Below are 22,967 nucleotides of genomic sequence, written 5' to 3'. Positions count from 1 at the left end.
TGTTGCGCGCCGCCACGGTGGAGCGCGCAGTGGTCGAAGGCCGGGCCGGCGCCCATACGATCTACCTGCTCGCCATCGCCGCGGGTACGGCCGTCAGCACGGCCCTGGTGATCCTCCTCAAGGGCCTGCGAAAGCCGTCCCCCACCCACCCGGCGCCCTCGCCGGCCGACGACGAGTCCCAGGTGACGGTCGCCGCCTGATCCCGCCCGGCGCACGAGCAGTCCCAAGGGCGCTCCCGATGCCTCCACCGCGCACCCGGTGGAGGCATCGGCGCGCCCGCTCGCACGGTGGAGGCCTCGGCTCGCCTGGCTCTCCACCCCGGTGCCGGACGCGCTCTGACGGGACGTGAGGCGAAGTTACCCGTGCGTTAGGGGATCTTTAGCCGGGCCGACGAGAGTCATGGGCGTCGTACCGAAGGGCACCACTCACCAGCTCGGGGGAATCCTCATGCCGCTCGCCACCGCCACTCTGCGCCGCGGTCGCCGTCTTGCCGTCGCCTCGCTCGTCGCCGCCGCGGCGCTCTCGCTGACCGCCTGCCAGAACGGCGACGACAAGGCGTCGGCCGCACCCTCCCCTTCGAGCAGCCAGGCAGCGCCCGACGGCGGCTCGAAGGCGGGGGACTCCGCGTCGGGTGCCTCCTCGTCCGGCGGCTCTGCGTCCGGCGGTGCCTCCTCGGGTGGCTCCTCGGGCGGTTCCTCCGCGGGCTCGTCCTCGACAGGTGGGCAGCAGACGGGCGGTGGCTCCGGGGCCGCAACGGGGAAGGGCGCGTCGCGTACGGGCACAAACGGAGGCCAGGGTTCCGCGACGGGTGGCTCCGGTGGGCAGGGTGGTGCGTCCGCCGGAAGGCAGGGCGTCAGCGGCACCTGGGTCGGAAAGCTGAAGTGGCTCACCGACTACAAGCTCACGGTCGCCCCGGAGAACGGTAGCGAGCAGGCCTTCCACCTTCTCGACAGCACCAAGGTGCTCGGTGCGGCGGCGCTCTGCGGGGCCCCCGACGGCAACGTCCAGATGGACGGCTCCGGCTACGGCACTCTCCCGTGCACCCTCGCCGACCTGCGCAAGGCGGCCAAGCTCGGCAGCGTCACAGTCCGGGTGACCGTGGACCACGGCGCCGCCACGAAGATCGCCGAGCGCTACCACCCGTAAGGTCCCAGCGGGGCCCCACCGTCCCCGCACAACCGGTTCAGCGGCCGTCGGAGCATCCGGCGGCCGCCGCCCGTTGTGCGGGCATCATGAGTACCGCCCCCAGTACCGCCCCCAGTACCTCCCCCTGTCCGCCACTTCCCTGCCTGGGGGACCGGCGCGCAACTACCGCGTGTGTTCCGGCCCTTACGAGAAGCGGCCGGAAAAGGCGGGCGAATGCTGCTCATAGGCCGTATTTCGCCGCCCCGCACCGTTAGTTCCACACCCTCCACGGAGGAGGTCGCCATGCCACCGAGGCGAGCGGTCACCGGTCGGAGCCAGGAGCCGCGCCAGCGCTACGTCGAAGAGCTGCGATGACTACGGGCCCAGAAGGCGACAGCCTCCGGCACCTCGGCGACGTACTGGGCTGGGGCTGGTCCCTGTTCGGCAAGATGGAGAAGGGCGAGACCCTCGGCGGCCCGGAGGTCGCGCAGGCGTTGGACCAGCACTACGGGACGCCCGGACTGCTGCTGACGCTGTGGGAGCTGGCGGCGGGGGATCCTACGCAGTTCAAGGAGCGATACCGGCGCTTCATGGCGCTGGAGGCCGAGGCGGCGGGCATTCAGCAGCACTCGCCCGGCGTGGTGCCGGGGCTGCTCCAGACGGCGACGTACGCGTACCGGCTACTTCGAGGCGTCCGCCTGGGCCTCCTTCGTCACCGCAGTGAAAAACGGCGGACTTCCCGGCGCCTGACGCCCCCGGTCCCAGGAGACCGCCCGAAGACCAGAACGGCGGTGGCCGGCCCCTATCAGGGACCGGCCACCGCCTTCAGATGTGCGTCGCGAACGCCGTCCGTCAGGCCGCGCTGCCCGCCTGCCACTCGGACCAGGGCATGTTCCAGCCGTTGAGGCCGTTGTCCGGCTTGACGGTCTCGTCCTTCGAGTTCTTCACGATGACGACATCGCCGATCAGCGACTCGTTGAAGAACCACTTGCCGTCGGTGTCGCCCCCGCCGCCCTTGTTGTCCTTCAGGCCGACGCAGCCGTGGCTGGTGCCGGCCTGGCCGAAGATGGACGGGGAGCCCCAGTAGTTGCCGTGGAGGAAGGTGCCGGAGGCCGACAGCCGCATGGCGTGCGGGACGTCAGGGATGTCGTACTCGCCCTTGCCGTCCTTCTTCTTGAAGCCGACCGTCGAGCCGTCCATGCGGGTCTGCTCGAACTTCTCCGAGATCACCATCTGGCCGTTGTAGGTGGGGTTCTCGGGGCTGCCGCCGGAGATCGGGATGTCCTTGAGGGTCTTGCCGTCCCGCTTGACCGTCATGTGCTGGGTGTCCATGTCGACCGTGGAGACCTGCGAGCGCCCGATGGTGAAGGACACCGTCTTGGACTGCACGCCGGTGATGCCCTGGCCGCCCTTCACCCCGTCCAGGTCGATCTTCATGGTGACCTTGGAGCCGGCCTTCCAGTAGTCCTCGGGACGGAAGTCCAGGCGCTGGGTGCCGAACCAGTGGCCGACGACCTTCTGGCCGCTGCTGGAGGTCACCGTGATGTGGGACTGGACGTCCTTCTTGTTGGTGATCGCCTTGTCGAAGTTGAAGGACACCGGCATGCCGACGCCGACGGTCTTGCCGTTGTCGGGGGTGTAGCTGCCGATGAAGCTGTTGGCCGAGGAGACCGTCGTGAAGGTGGCGTTCTGGGTGGCGGCCCGGCCCTTGGCGTCCTTGCCCTTCGCCACGATCCGGTACTTGGTACCGCGCTCCAGCTGGGCGCCGGGCTTCCAGGACGTGCCGTCGGACGATATGGCACCGGCGACGTCCTTGCCGGAGTCGGCTTCGGTGAGCTTCACCTCGGTCAACTTGCCGCCGGTGGCCTTCACCCCGGTGTCGTTGATGCTGGCGTTGGTGGCGCCGTCGTCCGACGAGACCTTGATCTTGACGGCGGAGGCGTTCTTGGCGGCCGCGGCGTCCGCGCCGGCCTGGCCGTTCTTGCCGTCGTCGTTGCCGCCGGCCGAGGCGTCGCCGCCACAGGCGGACAGGGTCAGCGCACCCGCTGCGAACAGAGCCGTCACGGCGAGCGTGCGGCGCATCCGCCGGTGACGGCGCGGCGCGCCCGGCGCCGACTGCTCGACCGACGGGAGCAGCTGGTGCGGGGTGCGGGACCGAGCGGGCGCGAGGTTGTCCGGCGTTGTCACGAGCTGCTCCATAACAGGGGTGTTGTGGTTCCGTGCTGGTAAACAGCACGAGCGGGCGGATTTGGTTGCGGGTACGACTGTCTTGTGATGAAGGTCACATGCGTGGCGGCAGAGGGTGGTCGGCCGACCCTGACAGCCAGGTTCGCAGTGCCGTGCCGTGTTCGTCCAGGCGGGGTGGGGCGAAGGGTTGGGTCACCGGCGTCCCCGAAAGGCGGAGTGGGCTGGCGACTTGGGGGACGCGCCCCTCGCCGACCGGTGTCACCGGATCGAGACCGAGGCGCGCCGCCAACTCCAGGGCCTCGGAGACGGTGTTGACCGGACCGCAGGGCACGGACACGGCGGTCAGCCGCTCGGTCCAGCCGTGTGGGGTGTCGGAGGCCAGCCGGTTCTCCAGCGCTTTGATGAGATCTGTGCGGTTTTGTACCCGATGCTCATTGCGGGCGAAGCGGAGGTCCTCGGCCAGTTCCGGGGCGCCCAGTGCCCGAGCCAGCTCCCGGAACTGACGGTCATTGCCCACCGCCACCGCGAGCAGCTGCCCGTCGCGGCAGGCCAGCGTCTCGTACGGGGCGATACTCGGATGGCGATTGCCCATCGGGCCCGGATCGTGGCCGGTGGCCAGCTGGCCGGACACCTGATTGACCAGCGAGCCCAGCAGCGACGACAGCAGATTGACCTCGACCAGCTGGCCCTCGCCGGTGTGGTCGCGGTGGCGCAGCGCCGCGAGGATGCCCGTGGTGGCGTCCTTCGCGGTCAGCACGTCCACCAGCGCGACGCCCGCCTTCAGTGGTGTACCGCCGGGCTCACCGGTGAGGCTCATCAGCCCTCCGACGGCCTGTACGACGAAGTCATAGCCGGGCAGCCGGGCGCCCGCACCGGAGCCGAACCCGGTGATGGTGCAGTGCACCAGGCCCGGGTGGGCGGCACGGGTGGCGGTGGGGTCCAGGCCGTATGCGGCGAGCGAGCCGGGGCGGAAGTTCTCGATCAGTACGTCGGCCCGGCGCGCCAACTCGCGGGCCGCGGCCGCATCGTCCGGGTCGTCGAGATCCAGCGTCAGGCCGCGCTTGGAGCGGTTCGCGGCGTCGAAGTACGCGGCCGTCCCGCGCTGCGGGGCGCCGCCCTCGCCCGGCGCCGGCTCCTCGCCGGAAGGGGGGTCCGCGACGAACGGCGGGCCCCAGGCGCGGGTGTCGTCGCCGGTGCCCGGCCGCTCCACCTTGATCACCTCGGCGCCGAGGTCGGCGAGCGTCGCGGCGGCCAGCGGCCCGGCCAGCGCCCGGCTGAAGTCCGCGACGAGGATGCCGTCCAGGGCGCGGGCGGGCGGCCCGCCGGGTGGACCGGCGTCGGTGGACCCGGTGCCGGTGGACCCGGTGCAAGTGGGCTCGGGGGCGGCGTCGGCGGGCGGCCGGGGCTGCGGCCGGTGCGGCTGCGGCACGTGCGTACTCCTCACGTCGCGGACGAGGTGCCGTCATCGTCCGCGACGATCTTCGTCGGGGGAAGCCTCCGCGGTGTCCAACGGGGCGGGGTGAATCCTGCCGGGGCGGCCTCTTGGGGTGGCGCCTTCACGGGCCGTGCCGGAAATGTGGCGAAATGTCATAGGAGATGTGTCACTTCGGGACATTTGGCCCAAGATCTCCTGTCGGAAGGCCTGAAGGGTGGTGTCTACTGGCTCCTGGACCGATCCGAAGACAAGCCCTGGCCCAGCGCCCCATCCGTCCGGGAGGACCACATGCTTCCCTCCGCTTCGATTCTGCAGCAGATCGGCCTCGGCGTACTCGTCGCTGTGGGCGCCGTCTGGGCCGTCGGGATCACCAGACTGCTGCGACGGGGCCGGTACGAGGCCGCCCTGCGGCGGGACCAGCGGGAGATGCGGGCACGGTACGCCTCGCGTGAGTGGTTCGCACCGGGTGGCTCGTTCTCAGCGCGCGGCCCGGAGGGGCTGCCCCAGGCGGGGCTGCCCGCACAGCCGGAGCTGCTCGGATCGGTGCCGCGACAGACCGGGCCGGACGGGCCGCCGTCGGAGTGTGTGGAGCTGAGCGCCGCCGAGCGGGCGGCGTTCGAGGGGCTCGTACGGCGGCTGATCAGCCGTAGTTGAGGCGGCCGCAGCCGACCGGTCGTAGGTGCCCGGTGTCGCGAGGACGGCCCCACGGACCGGCCCGGGGTTCAGCGGACGGGCCCCGGGTTCAGCGGACCGGCTCCGGATTCAGCGGACCGGCCCAGCCTCAGCGGACCGGCCCAGCCTCAGCGGGACCGGGCCCAGCCCCAGCGGACCGGGTCCCATCTCAGCGGACCGGGCCCAGCCTCAGCAGGGCCAGTGCGGCCAGCATCTGTACGGAGACCGCGGCTGCCGACTTCCACGTCGACAGATGGTGCTGGCCACGTATGAGCAGTATGGCGAGGACATAGCCGAAGCCCCAGGTCGTCCAGGTCGCGGCCTGCACGAAGGTGGCATCGGTCGGCAGCCAGGCGGCAATCGCCAGCCGCGGCAGATCCGTCACCCAGAACAGCACGATGAACAGGCTCGCGGTCGGTGCGAAGCGGCCGATGCCGCCGAGGGTGCGGGCGATCGCATGGGCGACCGCGCCCAGCACGAGGCTGGCGATCAGTACCCCTGCCTCGGCCAGCCCGATGAGCTTGAGTCCCGCGGTGCGGTCGACGGCCCACTGGGTGTGGAACGCGTCCACCGACAGCACCCCGATGGCGCCGCTGATCAGCGACAGCAGCACCGCCGCGCTCCAGGCGCTGCGGTCCCGCGCCTCGTCCAGCACCTCCACCGGGCGGTACCAGAGCCCGAATATCAGCCGGTGCCACCACAGTCGGCGCCGAGGCGCGGGCTTGCGGGGGGCCGGCTGAACGAGCGTGGGCGGTGGGGGCTGGGGAGGCGGTGAGGGGGGCGGTGCGGACATGAGCCGTTTCTACCACCGGCCAATCCGGGGTGGCGCGGGGGCGTCGAGCGGGGCACGGCCGGTACGGGTGAGACGCTCCTGCGATGACCTTGCAGACACCGGAGCACGGCGAGGCACACGGCGGCGGGCTCGGCAGCCGGCTCAACTGGCTGCGGGCGGCGGTCCTTGGCGCCAACGACGGCATCGTGTCCACCGCCGGACTCGTCGTCGGGGTCGCCGGAGCCACCGACGAACGGGGCGCGCTGTTGACGGCGGGGCTGGCGGGGCTGCTGGCCGGTTCCCTGTCGATGGCGGCCGGCGAGTATGTATCGGTCTCCACCCAGCGCGATTCGGAGAAGGCCGCGCTGGCGCAGGAGAAGCGGGAGCTGGCGACCGAGCCGCAGGCGGAACTCATCGAGCTGACCGAGATGTTGGAGGGGAAGGGGCTCGACACGCAGCTGGCCCGGGAAGTGGCCGAGCAGCTCACCGAGCACGATGCGCTGCGGGCCCATGCCGAGGTGGAGCTGGGCATCGACCCCGACGAACTCACCAACCCATGGCATGCGGCGGGTGCGAGCTTTCTCGCGTTCACGGCGGGGGCGTGCTGCCGCTGCTGGCGATTGTCCTGCTGCCGGCCTCGCATCGGTTGTGGATCACGGTACTCGCCGTGGTCGTGGCGCTGGGTGTGTGTGGGTGGGGCAGCGCACGGCTGGGGTTCGCGCCCGTGGGGCGGGCGATGGTGCGGAATGTGGGCGGTGGGGTGGTGGCGATGGGCGTGACGTATGCGGCGGGGTCGGTGTTGGGGGCGGCGGGGGTTTGAGCGTGGTCCGTGGGGGCGGGGCACGGGGCACGGGACATCTCCTCCGGCCTCCGACGTGGGCGGTCGTTCCGTTGTCTCGTTGTTTCGTTGACCCGTTGACCCGTTGACCCGTTGACCCGTCGTCCCCTCGTTCCGTCGTCCCGTGGGGGCAGGGCACGGGGCATCCCCTCCGGCCTCGGACGTGGGCGGTCGCCCCCTCGCCCCCTCGCCCAGTCACCCCGTCGTCCCCGTTGCCGTCACGGCCTGCGGGGCGCTCTTCCGCCGTCCGTTTGCCGTCGCCGCTTCAGGGGCGTCCGGCCGTGTCCGTGTCCGTGGCCGTAGCCGTGTCCGTGTCCGTGTCCGTTGCCGTTCAGGTCGTTCCGTACAGGTCCCGGTAGGACGGGAAGACGCCGCCGGGGCCGCGCACCGTCTCTGCGGAGTGGACCGCGTCGACGATGGCGCGGGTCAGGACGTCCGCGCCGGTGGACAGGATCTCGTTGAGGGCGCCGGCCTCGGCGTGGATGCCGAAGGCGGGGTCGGCGAGGGACTCTTCGGGGGCGAGCGGGCGGGTGGCGGTGGACAGCGCGAAGACCGTGTCGCCGTCGGAGAGGAGATGGACGGGGCGGACGGCGCGGGCCAGGCCGTCGTGGGCGGTGCCGGCGAGTTTGTGGGCCTGGGCGCGGGTGAGGGCGGCGTCGGTGGCGACCACGGCGAGCGTGGTGTTGAGCGGCGGACGGACGGACGCTGCCGAACGGGTCCCGGACTCTTCCCGGGCCTCGGCCAGTCGGCGCAGGGCGGCGGCGTGCACCTCGGGGGCCGGGAGGGCGGTGGGGTCCTCGTACAGATGGCCGTAGAGGGCGCCGGTGCGCGGGTCGGTGACGGAGCCCGCGGCATTGACGGCGGCCAGGGCGGCGACGGTGGCGCCCGAGGGGAGGACCACGCTCGCGGTGCCGATGCCGCCCTTGAGGCCGCCGGCCACCGCGCCCGTGCCGGCGCCCGTGTTGCCCCGGGGCACCGGGGCGCCGGGCTCGGTGCCCGCCGCGGCGTCGGCCGCCGCCCGGCCCAGGGCGGCGTCCGGGCGGGCCCGCCAGTTGCCGCCGCGGCCCAGGTCGAAGAGGGCCGCGGCCGGCACGACCGGGACGACCTGGGCGGGGTCCGGGCCGACCCGGAAGCCCCGGCCCTGGTCCTCCAGCCAGGCGGTGACACCGGACGCGGCGTCCAGGCCGAAGGCGCTGCCGCCGGTCAGCACCAGCGCCTCGACGCGCTGGACGAGGTTGCGCGGGTCCAGTGCGTCGGTCTCCCGGGTGCCGGGGCCGCCACCGCGTACGTCGACGGCCGCGACGGCGCCGCCCTCGGGAGCCAGGACGACGGTGGTGCCGGTCAGATACCCGTCACCGATGCGCTGGGCGTGGCCGACCCGGAGGCCGAGGACGTCGGTGAGGGCGTCCTGCGGCCCCGTGGGGTGCGGCGTACCCGCCGGCTGCTCAGTAATCGGCCGGTCCCATCACGATGACCGGGTGCAGGTCGGGGTCGAGGGTGCGCAGCAGCTCCCGCATCACCTTGGGCTTGAGGCTGATACAGCCCTGGGTGGGCCCGTCGTGGTCGACGTGCAGCCAGACGCCGCCGCCCTTGGCGACGCCCCACGGGCGCTGCTGGTCCAGGGGGGAGGTTCCCGGCTCCCGGTTGTAGTTGATGGCGATGACGTAGTCGAAGGCGCCGGCCAGCGGCTCGCCCTCCACGCCGGTGCCGTCGGCGACAAAGCTGCCGTTGCGGTCGTAGGGGAGCTTGGTGCCCTCGGGCGCGGCCAGCAGGCCACCCGCGTCGGTGAGGGGGTAGACCCCGATGGGCGACCGCAGATCGCCGTAGTGGTGGTCGTCGGTCCACCCGCGGGCGGCATTGTGCGCGGGCCAGGTGGCGCCCGGCTCCCAGTCGTCCGAACCCTCCTCGCGGGTGTAGAGGACGACCCGGGACTGGAAGGAGTCCATGTCCTTGCCCGTGACGACCAGAACCTGTCGGGAGTCGGCCGGTATCCGCTTCCTGGCCGCGTCACTGAGGCCCGGGATCGGCCGTGCGGCCGGGGCGTTCGGTGCGGCGTTCGGGGCGGTTTTCGGCGCGGACACGGGCGTACGTGGCGTGTCCGGGCCGGAAGCCGTCGTCGACATGGTGCTCTTGGCGTCGGTCCCGCTGTTGTGGTCGTCGCCCGAGGCCGGCCACGCCCACAGGGCGGTGCCGACCAGGGTGGAGAGGGCGAGACCGCTCACGGCCTTGCTGCGCCGGGACAGTCTCGTCCGCGCGCGGGACTGAGCGTGGCGGGCCATGGCTGGCGTCTCCTCAGGTACGGACGGCGGTCGGTGCCCGGGGCTTCCTGCGGGTCTCCCACAGGGGCACCCCCTGTCATAAAAAGGGCAATCTGCACCCTACCGCTTCAGCGTCCGCGCGCCTCCGCTGGTCCTTGCGAGCAGTGGGGAACAAGAGGACGAAGTGGCGGGAAGTGGGGTCCATTGGTGGGTAATTGACGGGCAATGGGGTGGGTCGCGTGTGGCGCCCGCGCTGGTGAGGGGGGCCTCGTCCGGCGGAACGTGAAGATGGCCGAATCTGATGCGGAATCAGGGCGGGATCAGGGCGGAAGCGGGGCTGGAGCGGGGCTGGACGGGTCGTCAGGTCCGCCGAGGGGGAGGGGCGCGGCGGCGCCGGAGGCCTCGCCGGGACGGGCGGCGCACCGTCGATGAGATCGGTGCCGGGGTGCTCGTCGAGATGGGTGACGGGGGCCCGCTACTCCACCAGCGCGGTGCCCTGACGGGAAGTGAGGGAGACGCCGACCGCCACCGCGGCGGAGGCCACCAGCCCGGTCGCCAGGACCGCGCCGTGTCCGGCGAAGGTGCACGCCAGGACCAGCAGCGCCGACACCGGCAGCACCAGATGCTGGGCCAGACCCCGCTTCTGGTGCCGGGAGTGGATCAGCCACACCGTGAGCATGAACAGCGCCGCCGGCACCGTGACACAGGCGGCCGCCGCGAACGCCGACAGATGCGCCCTGCCGAAGGACTCCTCCACCGAGATCTCGATGCCCGCACCGACCGCGGCCGCCGAGCCGAACACGAGGTAGTGCCCATAGCCCCACAGGAAGGCCTGACGGTTCGAGCGGAGGTGAAGGTGGATGGGCACCGCGAAATAGATCCAGTACGCGGCGAAGACCAGCAGCAGCCCGCCGCCCGCGATCGGCAGCAGCGTGCCGAGCGCCTCGTTCCTGTCCAGCGCCGACTGCACGGCGAGGGTGGCCGCCGCGATCGTCTCGCCCAGCACGATGATGGTGAACAGGCCGTAGCGCTCGGCGATGTGATGCGGATGCCAGGTCGTCTGCCGCTCCCGCTCGGCCAGCGCGGGGACCGCCAGCTCCAGCACGCCCACGACCACGAACACCCACGGGATGTCGTGCTCGGGCAGAGCCAGCAGGCCCAGCCAGCCGATCTGGCACACCGTCACCCCCAAGGCGTAGCGCAGCGCGGTGCGCCGCTCGGCACCCCGGCTGCCGACGGCGGCCCGCAGCCACTGGGTGACCATGGCCAGCCGCATCACCAGATACCCGAACCAGATGACGGTGAAGTCGCTGTGCTCGAAGGCCCGCGGCACGCCCGCGGCCAGGACCAGCACCCCCGCCATCTGGACGAGCGTCACCACGCGGTAGAGCGCGTCGTCGGTGTCGTACGCCGAGGCGAACCAGCTGAAGTTCATCCAGGCCCACCCGTGAGCCAACGAAGCAACACCACGCCTGAACTGCGGAAACGTACCTATCGGAACCTGTCCGTCCCCACCGTGGGAAACCCTCGCTCTCCCCTGTAACCAGGGAAGTACTCCGTCCCCGGCCTTGGGAAACCCTCGCTCTCCACTACATCCGGGAACTCGCTGGCCCCTACATCACCGTGTAAGGGGTCGCGGGCAAGCCCTGCCCCCCACAACGGAGAGCACGGGGACAACGGACCTTTTCCGAGACGTGCGCCCATCCGCCGAACAAGCAGTGGTCACCTTCGGCGAACGGATGATCATGGAACGTGAAGACCTGTCAACGCTGCGCGCGATGGGCTTTAAAGACGAGGAACTGACGGATCTTGGCCTCTTGGAGGCAGCGACCGGCACTCCTGTCGATTTGGCAGAGATGTACGTCCGGCGCAGCAAGAAGAAGGACACGCTTTCCAGTCTCCGTCAGCAAGTGCGGGAAATGTGTGCACACGCCGACGGAGAGGGGAAGCGGGTTCGGCGTGTTTGGTTTGAACAACGCTCTGCCAGCAAAGCGCACGTGCGCCGCGAAGAGTTCGACAACGCGATTTCTGCCGTAATCGCCGGACTCTCCAAGACGCTCTACGTCTATAAAACGAGCCGCCTTTCTCGTCGTGGAATGGGGCAGGTCGGCACACTACTGGACCAATTTGACCAGCGGCGTGCCCGCATCGTCGTGACTGTCGAGAAAATCGACTCTTCCAAGGGTTCGCGAATGGTTCTCGCGATTCTGAGTGAACAGGCGAGAGAACAGGCCGCCGATATTGCACACTGGACAAAGGTAGGTGGAGATGCGCATAAGGCGGACGGGCGCTGGCCCGGGGGAGTCACGCCGTACGGGCTTGAGTGCCCCAAAGGATCGGGCAAGCTGCGCCACAATCCGGCCGAATATAAGTACGCCCGCCCTCTTATCGCAGAAAGGCTGTTGGGTGGCGTAACCCCGGCAGAGATAGCCAACGATCTGAATGAGCGCAAGATTCCGACTCGCAAGAGAAAGCAATGGCGGGCGCAGACCATCATTCATCTGGCACAGTCGCCCAGCTGGGCGGGTCTCATTCCGGATCGTGAGCGCCAAAAGGACGAGTTCGGAAACCCACTCGATAAGTGGCACCGGGGCGGTAACCCGCTGATGGGTGCGGACGGGCACCCTATTAAGGCAGGCGAAGGAGTCGTCACGTTCGCGGAATGGACGAAGATCAATGCCATTATTGCGGAGCGGGCGCGCCCTGGTACGGCAATCGGCGATCGGACGCGGGGAGTTCGTAAGGCGGCCACGATCATGACGGGTATTCTTCGCTGCCCGTACTGCAAAGGCCCAATGGGGAACGGGGGTCGCAATTACCGTTGTCTCGCCCGGATAAATCAAGGCGCGTCGGTGTGTCAGGGAATAGCCACAATGCGGCAGCGGGTAGACGATGCCATGGCCGAACTCTGGACGAACCACATCCTTAGCCTCGCGCCTGATTCGGACACAATTCATTCTATTGCGCGTCGCTGGCTTTCCTATCAGGACCCGGAAAAGGAGACTCGTAAACAGGCTGTGTCTGCCGCATTAGACAACGCGGCCTCTCGTGAACTGAAACTCAAGAAAGAGTTCTTCATTGGAGGCGGCATGGATGAGACGCAGTATGACTCTCTGCGAACTGATCTCGAAGCACAGATAGCGAGCCTTAAGGCGGAACTTGCTGAACTGGGCAGGGAGCCTGATCTTTCCCCGCTGATGGATGCCAAGGCCTTGTCTCTTCTTTGGGAGGGTGCCGGGATCGAGGGGCGTAGAGCGCTGATTAAGGCAGCGCTCAAGAGTGTGATACTGCTGCCGCCGAAGAGCCGGGGCGACCGGACGCCCATCAGCGAGAGGCTTGTTCCTCAGTGGCGAGAAGAGAGCGACCCCGTCAACCTCGCGGCTCGCGGCATGTATTTGGAAAGCGTGGCGCAGACCCGCGCTAGGCGGCTGGAGAGCGCGACAGCGTAGAGCCGCCTGAGAGTCCTCGGGAGCCCCGGAAGGTCCATGGAGACCGCCGGGGCTCTTTCCTGCCCGCAGACGGTCGCGTAAGGCCGTTGCAGGATCGCTGCGGGAGGTCACGGGCAAGCTCTGCCCTCCGTATAGGCCGATAGGCGAAATTCCCCGTTCACCGACGGACGACACCCCTGGGGGCGCGATGAACATCGAACATGACTCACTCGTCAGCCTGCTGAAACGGGCGCAGGGCAGAGCAAACGCCCTGGCAGCGAAAGGCGACCGCCGGGCAGCGGAAGCGCACCAGTTCGTCAGCGAGGCGCTGCGAGCCGCTCAGAGCCCGTACGACGGCCCCCGGTGCGCCCGTTCCGACTGCACTAACAGCGTGGTCTACGAGGGGCGTGGACGGCGCCCGCTGTATTGCTCGGCAGCCTGCCGACAGTGGACCGCCCGCCGTGCCCGGCAATCAGCGAAGGGAGGCTGAGGAGTGACGAGTTACTTATATTTTTTCGACGTAACAAAAGAGAAAAAACACTAAGACTTTTTAGAAAAGTCCGGAGGCCGTGACACCACCACCCCGAATCGTTGTCCAAGGAGGGACCGAGTGGGCTACTACGCTCCCGCTGAGCAGTGCGACCGCTGCGACCGCTGCGGCGAATACCTGACAGGCCAACAAGAGCGCTACTGCTCGGGAGCCTGTCGGCAAGCCGCACATCGTGCCCGTAACCGACCCGCCCGCCCAGACATGAAGCCCTGCCCACTGTGCGGTGAACTCTTCGAGCCTCTACGTCCTCGGCAGAAGTATTGCGACTATGCCGAGGAAGCAGGGACCGACTGCATGACCGCGCAGGATGACCTAGAGGAAGCCGCCTGGTTGGCCGCAGAGGATCGGAAGGACGCCCGCTGTGCCTACTGTGGCGAGCCAGCCGGATGGAGCGGCAGAGGCCGACCTAGACGCTTCTGTTCCTCGCGCTGCAAACAGGCCGACTATCGTCAGCGCAGATCCCAACAATCCCCATAGCCAAACTAGTTCTCCCCCCTGATGAGTCACGGGGGATTTTTCATGCCCGAACACACAGCAAGGAATAGGCCATGAGTGAAATTCTTAGCCGCACCGGGTTCCTGGACGGTCCCCGGAAAAAGGGCCAGATCCGCGCCGACGCTTTCAAGCGGGACGAGCGCATGGAAGAACTCGCCGCACTGCGCGACTCGCGCCCCGAAGAATTCGAAACGCTCGGCACGTCTATCCGGATGAGCCTCGGCTACTACGAGAATGACAAGAAGATTGCAGCCGAGCACGGCCGCGACGTGACGAAGGGTGCCAACTGATATGACCACCAACGAGATCGAGAAGGCTGCGGAGCGCGTGGCCAAGCTCCGGGCGCAGGCTGAAGAAATCTCCGCCCCACTCGCTGACGCACAAGCTCAGTTGGAGGCAGCGCAGGAAGCCGAAGCGGCCCGTAAGGCAGAGCGCGGCGCGGTGTATGACCGCGAGTTCGCGACGACCTGGCGCGACCGAGCCGACGAAGCCGCAAACTCTGGTGACGATGCGCACAAGCGCTTCTATGAATTGCTGACCGCTGAACCCTGGTTTGCCGCCTACGTTGAATACCGGGCAGCTCGTCACAAGCGCAGGAACGTACTTGACGAAGCGCAGCGCGCACAGAGGGCATCGCGGGAAGAGGTTACGGTGCCTGAACAGCGTTTCTACGCTATAGCCATTCTCAGCGACATCGAGGACCACGCCGAGAAGATGGCGCATGAGAAGGCCGCCGCGTTCTCCTCGGAACTGCGGGAGAAGCGGGATGAGTTCCTGGACAGCAAGGATTGATGGTGGCGGTTGACGCACTCGACCCCGGACCGGACGGCGATTACCCGTACTTCCCCCGTGATGAGCACGGGCGGCCCGCGTGGGCTGATACAGCAACGGACGCGGAGACCGTGATGCCCAGGGGGGGAGCGAATGCGGCACGCTGGCCGGCTCACGGTTCTCGACCTCACGCCCCGCCACCCGGACGGAACTCCCATTGACCCCCCAGTCATTCGACCGAGGGGCCCTCACGTCGCGTAAGCCCCGCCCCCTGCCCGATACCCGGTTGCCCCGAGTCTGATGGCAGGGGGCAGAACGGTGCGGTTCAGCAACCATCATCGATGTGTGATCCATGCCGTAAGCCCGCTTCCCACGGCTGTGGCGAGTACTGCCACCAGCCATCCCGGGATGCGGTGAATCGTCAAGTGGAGTCCACCGCAGCGCAGTTCAAAGACGGGTGCTCGCTTCTTGTTGGTTGCCATGCCTGTATCCCACCGGGGCAGTGCCGACTGCACTAGACGGCTAGGGCGTGAGAGCCGTGAATTGGCGCCGGATACGTGAAAAGGCGTGAACAGCGAGACCACGACTGTTCCGTACACGTCGCCCCTCGGAGAGACCCCCGACCGGAGGTGATCCCCTCATGCCCCGAAAGCCCCGCCCCCCGTGCTCTGTCCCCGGGTGCCCCGAGCTGACCACGGGCGGGCGCTGCGAGACGCACCGACGCGAGGCAGAGCAGCAGCGCGGAACGAGTGCCGCCAACGGCTACGGGACACGGTGGCAGCGCATCCGTAAGGCGTACCTGTACCGGAACCCGTGGTGTCTGCTGTGCGGTCGCATGGCGACGGTCGCTGACCATTTCCCTTTGTCGCGACGCGAGTTGGTGGCGCAAGGGGTCGCCGATCCTGACGCGTCGAGTCGTCTGCGTCCGCTGTGCACGCAGTGCCACAACCGCGAGACCGCTACGCGGCAACCGGGCGGTTGGGCTGCTGCGAATGCGAAGCCAATTCGGTCATAGGGCACAGCTCGACCAGGGGGGTGGCCCCCTCCCCTCGCCTGCCAGAACGGCAGGGAGGCAAAAAACTCTCATGGTCAATTAGACTGTTTCTGTGGAGTGACATTCCGAGGCTGTTCCTGGGAAAAATCCCAAACCGCATATACGGCTGTCAGGGAAGGCACCTTTTGCCCTGCTCCCAATTCCGGGAGGGGGGCGACGTTCGCCCCGGTGCCCCCGGTCGAGCCAGATTGGTCCGAGCTGTTGCCGGGCGACTCCGCCGAAGGCGTGCGGGAAAAGGCTGCGGACGTGTGGGCGGGGACGATTCCCGCCCTGGTGCATTCCGCTGCTCTCAGCGACCCGCAGCGAAAGACAGTCATTGAGTATTGCGTGGCGGTCGCCCGACCGTGACCGGCTGAGCGCTCGCGCGGGAATCCATTCGTCGGGCGATGATGACGAAGACTGATGTGGAGGCTGATCGCAGCGCAGGGGGCGAGTCTGCCGGACCAGTTCGTACTGAAATCTGTCTCAGCAATTTTGAACCCACCCCCTATAACTGCCCGCGCTGGGTGGTCGTCGGGGGCTTTCGGCGTTCCGATTACGCAGCGTGGTAGAGAAACGGACATTGTTGCCCATGAGGCCCCGGCCGGCTGAAGGATGCCGTATACGCAACGTGATCGCTGCTGAGGCTAGCCCTCAAGAGCCGTGAGCCCCTGGTATGCCTCGCGGAGATCCGACGATTCGGGCAGTTGCCGGGCCTCCACAGCCTTGACGACCTCCAGCGCACGCCAATAGTTGGACGGCACGATGCGGCCGGACAGAATAGCGCGCTGGGCAGCGTCGCACGCTTCGTCTAGCCGGTCGCCACCTAGCAAAGTTAGAGCCAGGTCGATATTTGCCGACGCGACACGACGCGGCCATTTGTGAATGTCATCAGTGGGGGCAAGTCTGGCAATCAATTCTCGCGCGTAGGTCTCTGCTGTCGGATCTCCGACCCATGCGAGAGTGGTTGCGGTGTACGCCAATGACTTGCCGGGGTCGTACTGGTAATGGTGCTCCGTTCTCTTTCGCGGAGTCAGTGCCCCCGACATTTGCTGGACGCGGTTTATAGCAGCGTAAGTCTCCGCCCTTTCTCCGAGACGTGCTCGTGCCCTTCCCTCTTGGGCAGTCGCCTGAATGGCGACCGAGCTTCCTGATGGGGCTAGCTGCTGAGCTACCTGGGATAGTTCGAGCGCGCGACTATAGTCACCATCCGTGAGAACTCGCCAAGCGTCCGTCTCGTAGCACCACGCCTCAATTTCTCGGAACTCGGCGTGTTGGGCAAGCGTGGCGGCTGTCTGCAATCGTGCCGTAGCCGCGTGATCCTGGTTGAGATCGATATGGAGCGTGGCGCCCAAGAGTTGAAACCAGCCACCGACGATATATAGGCGTCGCTGTTCAGCGATGGTCATACGTGCGTCCATGAGCTGCGCCACGTAGGTGGAGTGCTTCCGCACGCGCTCTAGCAATTCTTGGGGCGGAGAAACTGGATACTTCATGGCCAACTCGTCAAAGGAATTTTCGAGTCGCCTCAAGGTCTCCTTGCCTACATTACTTGCTCCCACTCGTCGCGCTAGTTCATAGGCTTCGAATTCGTCATCGCTGGCCGGAGGGGCCACGGCAAGCCAGGTGTTAGGAGGCTGCGGCGGCGCATAAGCGTCCGGGATCAGTAGTGCGTCGAGTGCGCTAGCGGAGATTTCCAGAACCTTAGCGATCTTTGGCCTTTGCCAAGGTTGAGGGTCGGTCTTTCCGTTCTCCCAGCGCTGAACGGTAGAACGGTCCACTCCGACCGCTTCCGCGAATTCCTCTTGATTAAATCCGCATGCTTTCCGGCACTCTGCCAACCGACGCCGCTTGCTGGTCATCCTGGCCCGTCCTCTCCCGTCCGGGTGTCTGCCCTGGTCAGCGTAGCCAGTGCGGCCAACTTGCGGCATGACTGCGGCTTTTCTGCTGTGGCGCTGCCCTGGCTCGCACGGTTCCGTGGGCCGATGCAAGTACCCCCGCGACGCGGCGAACGTCCGGGGGCGTGGCCATCAACCCCGGGAGGTTGACGACATGTTCCACGCTACAGCTCGATTGCTCAGGCTGGTGCTGCGGCTCTTACTGCCCGCTGAGGGACGTCATCGGGTCACGACCGGAGCCCCGGCCGCTGAGCCCGCCAGCAGGCCCCGCGTTCCCGCGCTGAGGGGTGAGGACATTGGGCTTGTCCGGCCCTACCTAGTCGCTCACGAGCGGCGCGTGGCGGCACTGCGGCAGAAGCGTCGGCAAGGGCTCGTTGTGGCCACCACAGGTGTGGATCTTCCGGGGGCGCTGCAATGGCCGTAGAGCGCAGCGAAGTGCAGAAGACGTTGCCGGAGCTGGTCGGCCAATTGGAGCCCATGCCTGTGCCCGGCTGTGCCGGTTGTCTGGAGCTGGCGAAAACGCGGGACCGTGCACGAACCGGTGGTGACGCCACCAGCGTGCATTACTGCAACGAATACCTGCGGAAGCATCCCGAGGGGCACTAGGTGCCACTGGCCCCGAATAGGCCCCGGAGACGACCCCAGAAGGTGCCAACGTCTAAACCCGCAGAGCCAACTAGCTCAGCGTCCTACTGCGGAATGTGCGCCGACCACCGCGAGATTTGGTGTGACGGATGCTGCGGGTTCACTGGGTGTGCCCAGTGCAAACAGAGCCGAAAACGCCCTTGCCCTGTATGCGTCGGCGGAGACGCGGAGCGCATCAAATGGTGAGCCCCACCGGCCCACTTCCCGCCAACCAAGGAGAGCACAATGACGGCTACCGCAAACCGACTGTTATTCGCGTGGCTCGAAGTGACGGGGCTCTGCAACGAGTTCTGCGATCACTGCTACGCGGACTCGTCGCCCAAGGGGACGCACGGAACCATGACCATGGTGAACTGGCAGCACACCATTGATCAGCTTGCGGAAATGGGAACGCGCGACGTCCAGTTCATCGGCGGAGAACCGACGCTGTACCCGCATCTGCCGGAACTCATCCGGCACGCGCACGGCTCCGGCCTCTCCGTGGAAGTCTTCTCCAACATGACCCACATCCGGGACGACCTGTGGGAGACCTTCACGGACTGCGGGGTCAAGCTCGCAACGTCGTACTACTCCGACACAGCGGAGGAGCACGACAGTGTGACCAGGCTCCGGGGTTCACACCGGAAAACCCGGGCGAACGTCGAAAAGGCACTAAGCCTAGATATCCCGCTGCGTGGCGGTGTCGTAGCTGTGCAGTCCGGGCAGCGCGTCCAGGAGGCTGCACGGGACCTTGAAACGCTCGGTGTGGGCATGGTCGGCGGAGACCGGACACGGGCCTTCGGCCGTGCCAGCAAGGGGGCTTCCCCGACTATCGCCGACCTGTGCGGACACTGCGCACATGAGAAATGTGCAATCGGTCCGAACGGCGACGTGTGGCCGTGTGTTCTCGGCCGGTTCCTCAACATCGGCAATGTGCTGGTCACCCCGCTTTCCGAGATTTGGGGCGGCGCGCAAATGGCCAAGGTGACGGCTGACATTACCGCCGTGCACGGGGAGGGACGCGCACGGTGCACGCCCCCGCAATTCCTCCCCATGTGCGGGCCGTGCGGTCCTTGTCCCCCTTCCGTGGGTCACTGTGACCCGAGAGAGGCAGACGCGTCGGTGGGTGCGGCTACGATCGCCGCACCCGCATAACTCAGAGGCCCGCAGGAGCGCGCAAATGGACGACCACGGAGACGACTTCGGCCGGTGGTTTCAGGAGGGGCACGGGGGTGTTCAGCGGTCTGAGGAGCAGTGGTTGGCCATCGCCCGATACGTGCGACACGCTGCGAACAAGCTGAGCACGGACCTGCCCCTGTGCCTTCCGGGTGAGCCGCAGGAATGCGGCCGGGGTGCTCAGCAGCATGTGTTGGCGTGGTCGGCTCACCTCAAGGCCATTGCGCATCACCTCATTGAAGAGGCGGCCCCATCTGAGGCACGGGCAGCACACGTTGCCGGACCCCTGTACCAAAGGAGACTGGCAGAGCTGCGAGCCCAGAACCCCCCAGTGCACCCCACGCACTGACCAGAGCGGCCCCGTCCGTGCGCTGCCCCCGTGGCGCATGGGCGGGGCTTCTGCATGTTGGCTTGTAGTCGTTGGTGACCTGTGCGAGGTAACGTGTTGCTGCGTTGGTTCACGCCCACCAGATGGCGAAGAACAGCATCAGATAGCCGGAGATGCCGTGCCCCGGCTGCCCCTCGGCGAGCGCATGCGTCAGCTGGCGGCCGGCCTGGGCGATCGCCACGACGAAACACAGGTCGAAGAAGAGCTCCAGCGGGGTGGCGGCGCGGTGCTCCTCGTCGCGGCGGCGCGCCCGCATGAGGACCGGCACGTCAGCTCCTCTCGTCGGCCGATGCGGCCGCCCTCAGTACAGCGCGGGCGGGCGGTGCGGCCAACGAGGGGAGCGAGGCGCGGCGTGTCGCCACGAGGGGAGCGAGGTGCGGAGTGTCGCCCCGGGGTGGCGGCTACTCGGCGACCGCCTCCACGATCGACGGGAAGGCCGAGGTCGGCAGCACCCGCGTCAGCCGGAACCCGCCCGCCGACAGCAGCGTGGCGAACTCCTCCGCGGTGCGCTCCTGCCCGTCGACCACCGCCATCATCGCGACGTCCATGGTCTTGCCGAAGTGCGGGCCGTTGCCCGGCGGCAGCACGGAGTCGATGACCAGCAGCCGGCTGCCGGTCGCCATCGCCCGGTGGCAGCTGCGCAGGATGCGCCGGCACGGTTCGTCCGGCCAGTCGTGCAGGACGTGCTTGAGGACATAGAGGTCACCGCCCTCCGGTACGGACTCGAAGAAGTCCCCCTCCTGGGTGCGCCAGCGGCCCTTCAACTCGTCGCCGTCCAGGAGGTGGTGGGCCAGCGGCGGCGCCTGGTCGAAGAGCACCCCGGTCAGCTGCGGGTGGCGGCGCAGCGCGGCGCGCAGCAGGCCGCCGCGGCCGCCGCCGATGTCCACGACCGTGCCGGTCGCGGGGAAGGGGTAGGTGGCGGCCACCGCCTCGTCGACCGGGGCGGACAGCGACGACATCCCGTCGTCGAGGAGCCGGCGGGTGGCCGGGTCCGACCGCAGATGCTCGAAGAGGGGCGCCCCGAAGATCCGCTCGAAGGACGCGCCGCTGTGCTCCACGGCCTCCGGCATGGCGGCCGAGGTCCGCAGGAACAGCTCGTCGGTCATCATCAGCACGGCTGCGTGCAGCGAATCGGGGACGTCCGTACGCAGGGGCTGGGCGCCCGGTGTCAGTTGAAAGGCGCCCGCGGCGTCCTCCCGGAAGATGCCGCGGGTGGCGAGATAGCGCAGTACGCGGCGCAGATGCGGGGCGTGGGTGCCGGTGGTGGCGGCCAGCTGCTCGGCGGTGCGCGGGCCCTCGGCGAGATGGTCGGCGATGCGGTGCCGCACCGCGGTGCGCAGGGCGGCGGAGAAGAGATGGCCCATGGCCTGGTCCATCAGATGAGCCGTGAGGTCGCGGGGCTCGCCGGTCGGTCGGTTGGGTGAAGTGGCCAACGTCAGCCTCCAGTCATCGGCTTGGGCTTGCTGGTCCCGGTCGCAGGCGGTGATCCACGGTTGCAGCCGCGGGCCCCGGTGTCACGGACGGGGGGAGTGGGAACCGCGAAGTCCGGCCAGGAACGGGCGGGGCGCCCTTAGGGGAAGGTTCCGGGGTATGCCGGGGGCCGTCGCTCGTTGCGGGGTGGCCGTTCATGGTCGAATGCGTGTATGAGCGACAGCGACACGACAGGCACGACCGCTAGCGCCGGCCCCCGCGGCAGCGCCGCCCCCGCCCTCGCCCCCGCCGCCGCCGTCCTGGCCCCGCTCGACGACCGCCTCGCGGACCTCGTGGCCCTCTACGAAGACCTGCACCGCCATCCCGAACTCGGCTTCCAGGAGACCCGTACGGCCGCCGAGGCCGCCCGCCGGCTGACCGGCAGCGGCTATGACGTCACCACCGGCATCGCCGGGACCGGCGTCGTCGGCGTACTGCGCAACGGCCCGGGACCCGTGGTCCTGCTGCGCGCCGACATGGACGCGCTGCCCGTCACCGAGAACTCCGGACTGGACTACGCCTCCACGGTCCCCGGCCGGATGCACGCCTGTGGGCACGACGTCCATGTGACCTGTCTGCTGGGCGCCGCCGACCTGCTCGCGGCGGGCCGCGACCACTGGTCCGGCACCCTGATCGCGCTCTTCCAGCCCGCCGAGGAGGTCGGCAGCGGCGCCCGCGCCATGCTCGACGCCGGCCTCTACAGCGAAAACCTGGTCCCCACCCCCGATGTGGTGCTGGCCCAGCATGTCGCCCCGTTCGGTGCCGGGCTGATCGCCTACTGCCCCGGCCCTTGCATGGCGGCCGCCGACAGCCTGGAGATCACCTTCCACGGCACCGGCGGCCATGGCTCGCGCCCCGAGACCACCGTCGACCCGATCCTGATGGCGGCGTCCTTCGTCCAGCGGGTGCAGTCCGTGGTGGCCCGCGAGGTCGCCCCGAAGGACCAGGCGGTGGTCACGGTCGGCTCCTTCCACGCCGGGGACACCGCCAATGTGATCCCCGACCGGGCCGTCGTACGGCTCAGCGTCCGCACCTTCGACGAGACGGTCCGCACCGCCGTGCTGGCCGCCATCGACCGCATCGCGCGTGCCGAGGCCGCCGCCTCCGGGGCGGACCGCGCGCCGGACACCGAGGTCCTGGACTCCTTCCCCGTCACCGTCAACGACTCCACGACCCTGCGGGCGGTCAATGAGCAGTTCACCGAACTCTTCGGTGAGCAGCGGCTGTTCACCTACGGACCGGCCACCGGAAGCGAGGACGCCGGACTGCTGGCGACCGCCGCCGGGGCCCCGCTCTACTACTGGTGGCTGGGCGGCTGGGACCCGGAGGAGTTCCGGACGGCGCTGGCGGCCGGGCGGCTCGCACAGGACATCCCGTCCAACCACTCGCCGCACTTCGTCCCCGTGGTCCGGCCGACCCTCACCACGGGCGTCGAGGCCCTGACCGCCGCGGCACTCAACCGGCTGGCTCCCGCGGCGACGGAGGCGAGGGACGCGACGGACGCGACGGGGGCGACGGACTCGACGGACGCGGCGGAGACGGCGATACCGCGGAGGTGACGGCGGCGGCGGGGCAGGCCGGGCCGACCGCGCCGGCGGCAGTCGTTGACCTTGTCCTTGGGGCAAGCCCCAGCATCGGCCGTACCGGGCGAGGCGTCCGGTACGAGGAGGGCGGTCGGGTGGACGGAAGCGGGGGCACGGCGCCGCGCGAGGAGGGCGGTCGGGTGGACGGAAGCGGGGGCACGGCGCCGCGCGAGGAGGGCGGTCGGGTGGACGGAAGCGGGGGCACGGCGCCGCGCGAGGAGGGCGGTCGGGTGGACGGAAGCGGGGGCACGGCGCCGCGCGACG

15 protein-coding genes and 4 pseudogenes are annotated in these 22,967 nt (G+C 68.6%); 10 read left to right on the top strand and 9 right to left on the bottom strand.

Annotated features, from left to right (window positions below; all coding sequences use genetic code 11):
* Positions 1-2 precede the first annotated feature (2 nt).
* From AB0C46_RS11550 to AB0C46_RS11540, 3 genes and pseudogenes are all read left to right on the top strand, one after another.
* A complete protein-coding gene (locus AB0C46_RS11550; protein WP_362827700.1) occupies positions 3-200 on the top strand; it encodes a hypothetical protein in 198 nt (65 codons plus the stop codon).
* A gap of 199 nt (positions 201-399) precedes the next feature.
* Positions 400-1,146, top strand: a complete 747-nt coding sequence (locus tag AB0C46_RS11545) for a hypothetical protein (protein ID WP_362827588.1) — start codon at positions 400-402, stop codon at positions 1,144-1,146.
* A gap of 282 nt (positions 1,147-1,428) precedes the next feature.
* Positions 1,429-1,811 (top strand): annotated as a pseudogene (locus AB0C46_RS11540) (Scr1 family TA system antitoxin-like transcriptional regulator); the annotation flags it as partial.
* 166 nt (positions 1,812-1,977) lie between these two features.
* Here the strand turns inward: AB0C46_RS11540 and AB0C46_RS11535 are convergent.
* Together AB0C46_RS11535 and AB0C46_RS11530 are read right to left on the bottom strand one after the other, a co-directional pair.
* Positions 1,978-3,324, bottom strand: a complete 1,347-nt coding sequence (locus tag AB0C46_RS11535) for an Ig-like domain-containing protein (protein ID WP_362827587.1) — start codon at positions 3,322-3,324, stop codon at positions 1,978-1,980.
* An 82-nt stretch (positions 3,325-3,406) separates the two neighbouring features.
* A complete protein-coding gene (locus AB0C46_RS11530; protein WP_362827586.1) occupies positions 3,407-4,741 on the bottom strand; it encodes a CaiB/BaiF CoA-transferase family protein in 1,335 nt (444 codons plus the stop codon).
* Between the two features lie 294 nt (positions 4,742-5,035).
* On the opposite strand from AB0C46_RS11530, the gene AB0C46_RS11525 reads away from it, so the two are divergent.
* Complete coding sequence (locus tag AB0C46_RS11525) at positions 5,036-5,401, top strand: hypothetical protein (RefSeq protein ID WP_362827585.1); 366 nt, start codon at positions 5,036-5,038, stop codon at positions 5,399-5,401.
* 187 nt (positions 5,402-5,588) lie between these two features.
* Here the strand turns inward: AB0C46_RS11525 and AB0C46_RS11520 are convergent, their stop codons facing one another.
* Positions 5,589-6,212, bottom strand: coding sequence for a YIP1 family protein (locus tag AB0C46_RS11520; RefSeq protein WP_362827584.1), 624 nt, complete (start codon positions 6,210-6,212; stop codon positions 5,589-5,591).
* Positions 6,213-6,295: 83 nt separating this feature from the next.
* Here AB0C46_RS11520 and AB0C46_RS11515 point away from each other — a divergent pair.
* Positions 6,296-7,011, top strand: a pseudogene (locus tag AB0C46_RS11515) (VIT family protein).
* Positions 7,012-7,360: 349 nt separating this feature from the next.
* On the opposite strand, the gene AB0C46_RS11510 reads toward AB0C46_RS11515, so the two are convergent.
* The 3 genes and pseudogenes from AB0C46_RS11510 to AB0C46_RS11500 form a co-directional block, all read right to left on the bottom strand.
* Positions 7,361-8,482 carry a P1 family peptidase gene (locus AB0C46_RS11510; RefSeq protein ID WP_362827693.1) on the bottom strand — a complete coding sequence of 374 codons (1,122 nt, stop codon included), beginning with the start codon at positions 8,480-8,482 and terminating at the stop codon, positions 7,361-7,363.
* Positions 8,475-9,308: a hypothetical protein gene (locus AB0C46_RS11505; protein ID WP_362827583.1), complete on the bottom strand. Its 834-nt coding sequence runs from the start codon at positions 9,306-9,308 to the stop codon at positions 8,475-8,477. Before AB0C46_RS11505 ends, AB0C46_RS11510 begins: the two co-directional genes overlap by 8 nt.
* Positions 9,309-9,762: 454 nt before the next feature.
* Positions 9,763-10,731: pseudogene (locus tag AB0C46_RS11500) on the bottom strand (low temperature requirement protein A); the annotation flags it as partial.
* 250 nt (positions 10,732-10,981) lie between these two features.
* On the opposite strand from AB0C46_RS11500, the gene AB0C46_RS11495 reads away from it, so the two are divergent.
* The 3 genes from AB0C46_RS11495 to AB0C46_RS11485 all read left to right on the top strand — a co-directional run bounded on the left by AB0C46_RS11495 (position 10,982) and on the right by AB0C46_RS11485 (position 14,552).
* Positions 10,982-12,736, top strand: coding sequence for a recombinase family protein (locus tag AB0C46_RS11495; RefSeq protein WP_362827582.1), 1,755 nt, complete (start codon positions 10,982-10,984; stop codon positions 12,734-12,736).
* A gap of 1,077 nt (positions 12,737-13,813) precedes the next feature.
* Positions 13,814-14,050 carry a hypothetical protein gene (locus AB0C46_RS11490; protein ID WP_362827581.1) on the top strand — a complete coding sequence of 79 codons (237 nt, stop codon included), beginning with the start codon at positions 13,814-13,816 and terminating at the stop codon, positions 14,048-14,050.
* Between the two features lies 1 nt (position 14,051).
* On the top strand, positions 14,052-14,552 hold the full coding sequence (locus AB0C46_RS11485; RefSeq protein WP_362827580.1) for a hypothetical protein: 501 nt from the start codon (positions 14,052-14,054) through the stop codon (positions 14,550-14,552).
* A 1,659-nt stretch (positions 14,553-16,211) separates the two neighbouring features.
* On the opposite strand, the gene AB0C46_RS11480 is transcribed toward AB0C46_RS11485, so the two are convergent.
* Positions 16,212-17,426 carry a helix-turn-helix domain-containing protein gene (locus AB0C46_RS11480; protein WP_362827579.1) on the bottom strand — a complete coding sequence of 405 codons (1,215 nt, stop codon included), beginning with the start codon at positions 17,424-17,426 and terminating at the stop codon, positions 16,212-16,214.
* A gap of 906 nt (positions 17,427-18,332) precedes the next feature.
* Between AB0C46_RS11480 and AB0C46_RS11475 the strand changes: the two genes are divergently transcribed.
* On the top strand, positions 18,333-19,241 hold the full coding sequence (locus AB0C46_RS11475) for a radical SAM protein (RefSeq protein WP_362827578.1): 909 nt from the start codon (positions 18,333-18,335) through the stop codon (positions 19,239-19,241).
* 482 nt (positions 19,242-19,723) lie between these two features.
* Here the strand turns inward: AB0C46_RS11475 and AB0C46_RS11470 are convergent.
* Together AB0C46_RS11470 and AB0C46_RS11465 are read right to left on the bottom strand one after the other, a co-directional pair.
* Positions 19,724-19,906: pseudogene (locus AB0C46_RS11470) on the bottom strand (low temperature requirement protein A); the annotation flags it as partial.
* Positions 19,907-20,051: 145 nt separating this feature from the next.
* The gene (locus tag AB0C46_RS11465; protein WP_362827577.1) at positions 20,052-21,083 is read right to left on the bottom strand and encodes a methyltransferase; all 1,032 of its coding nucleotides are present in this window, start codon (positions 21,081-21,083) and stop codon (positions 20,052-20,054) included.
* A gap of 210 nt (positions 21,084-21,293) precedes the next feature.
* On the opposite strand from AB0C46_RS11465, the gene AB0C46_RS11460 reads away from it, so the two are divergent.
* Positions 21,294-22,679 carry an amidohydrolase gene (locus AB0C46_RS11460; protein WP_362827576.1) on the top strand — a complete coding sequence of 462 codons (1,386 nt, stop codon included), beginning with the start codon at positions 21,294-21,296 and terminating at the stop codon, positions 22,677-22,679.
* Positions 22,680-22,967 lie beyond the last annotated feature (288 nt).

Origin of the sequence: Streptomyces sp. NPDC048637, assembly GCF_040650675.1 — a bacterium.
Taxonomy (GTDB): Bacteria; Actinomycetota; Actinomycetes; order Streptomycetales; family Streptomycetaceae; genus Streptomyces.
Note: the sequence above shows the minus strand (reverse complement) of the source record. Positions and strands in the feature narration are given on the sequence as shown.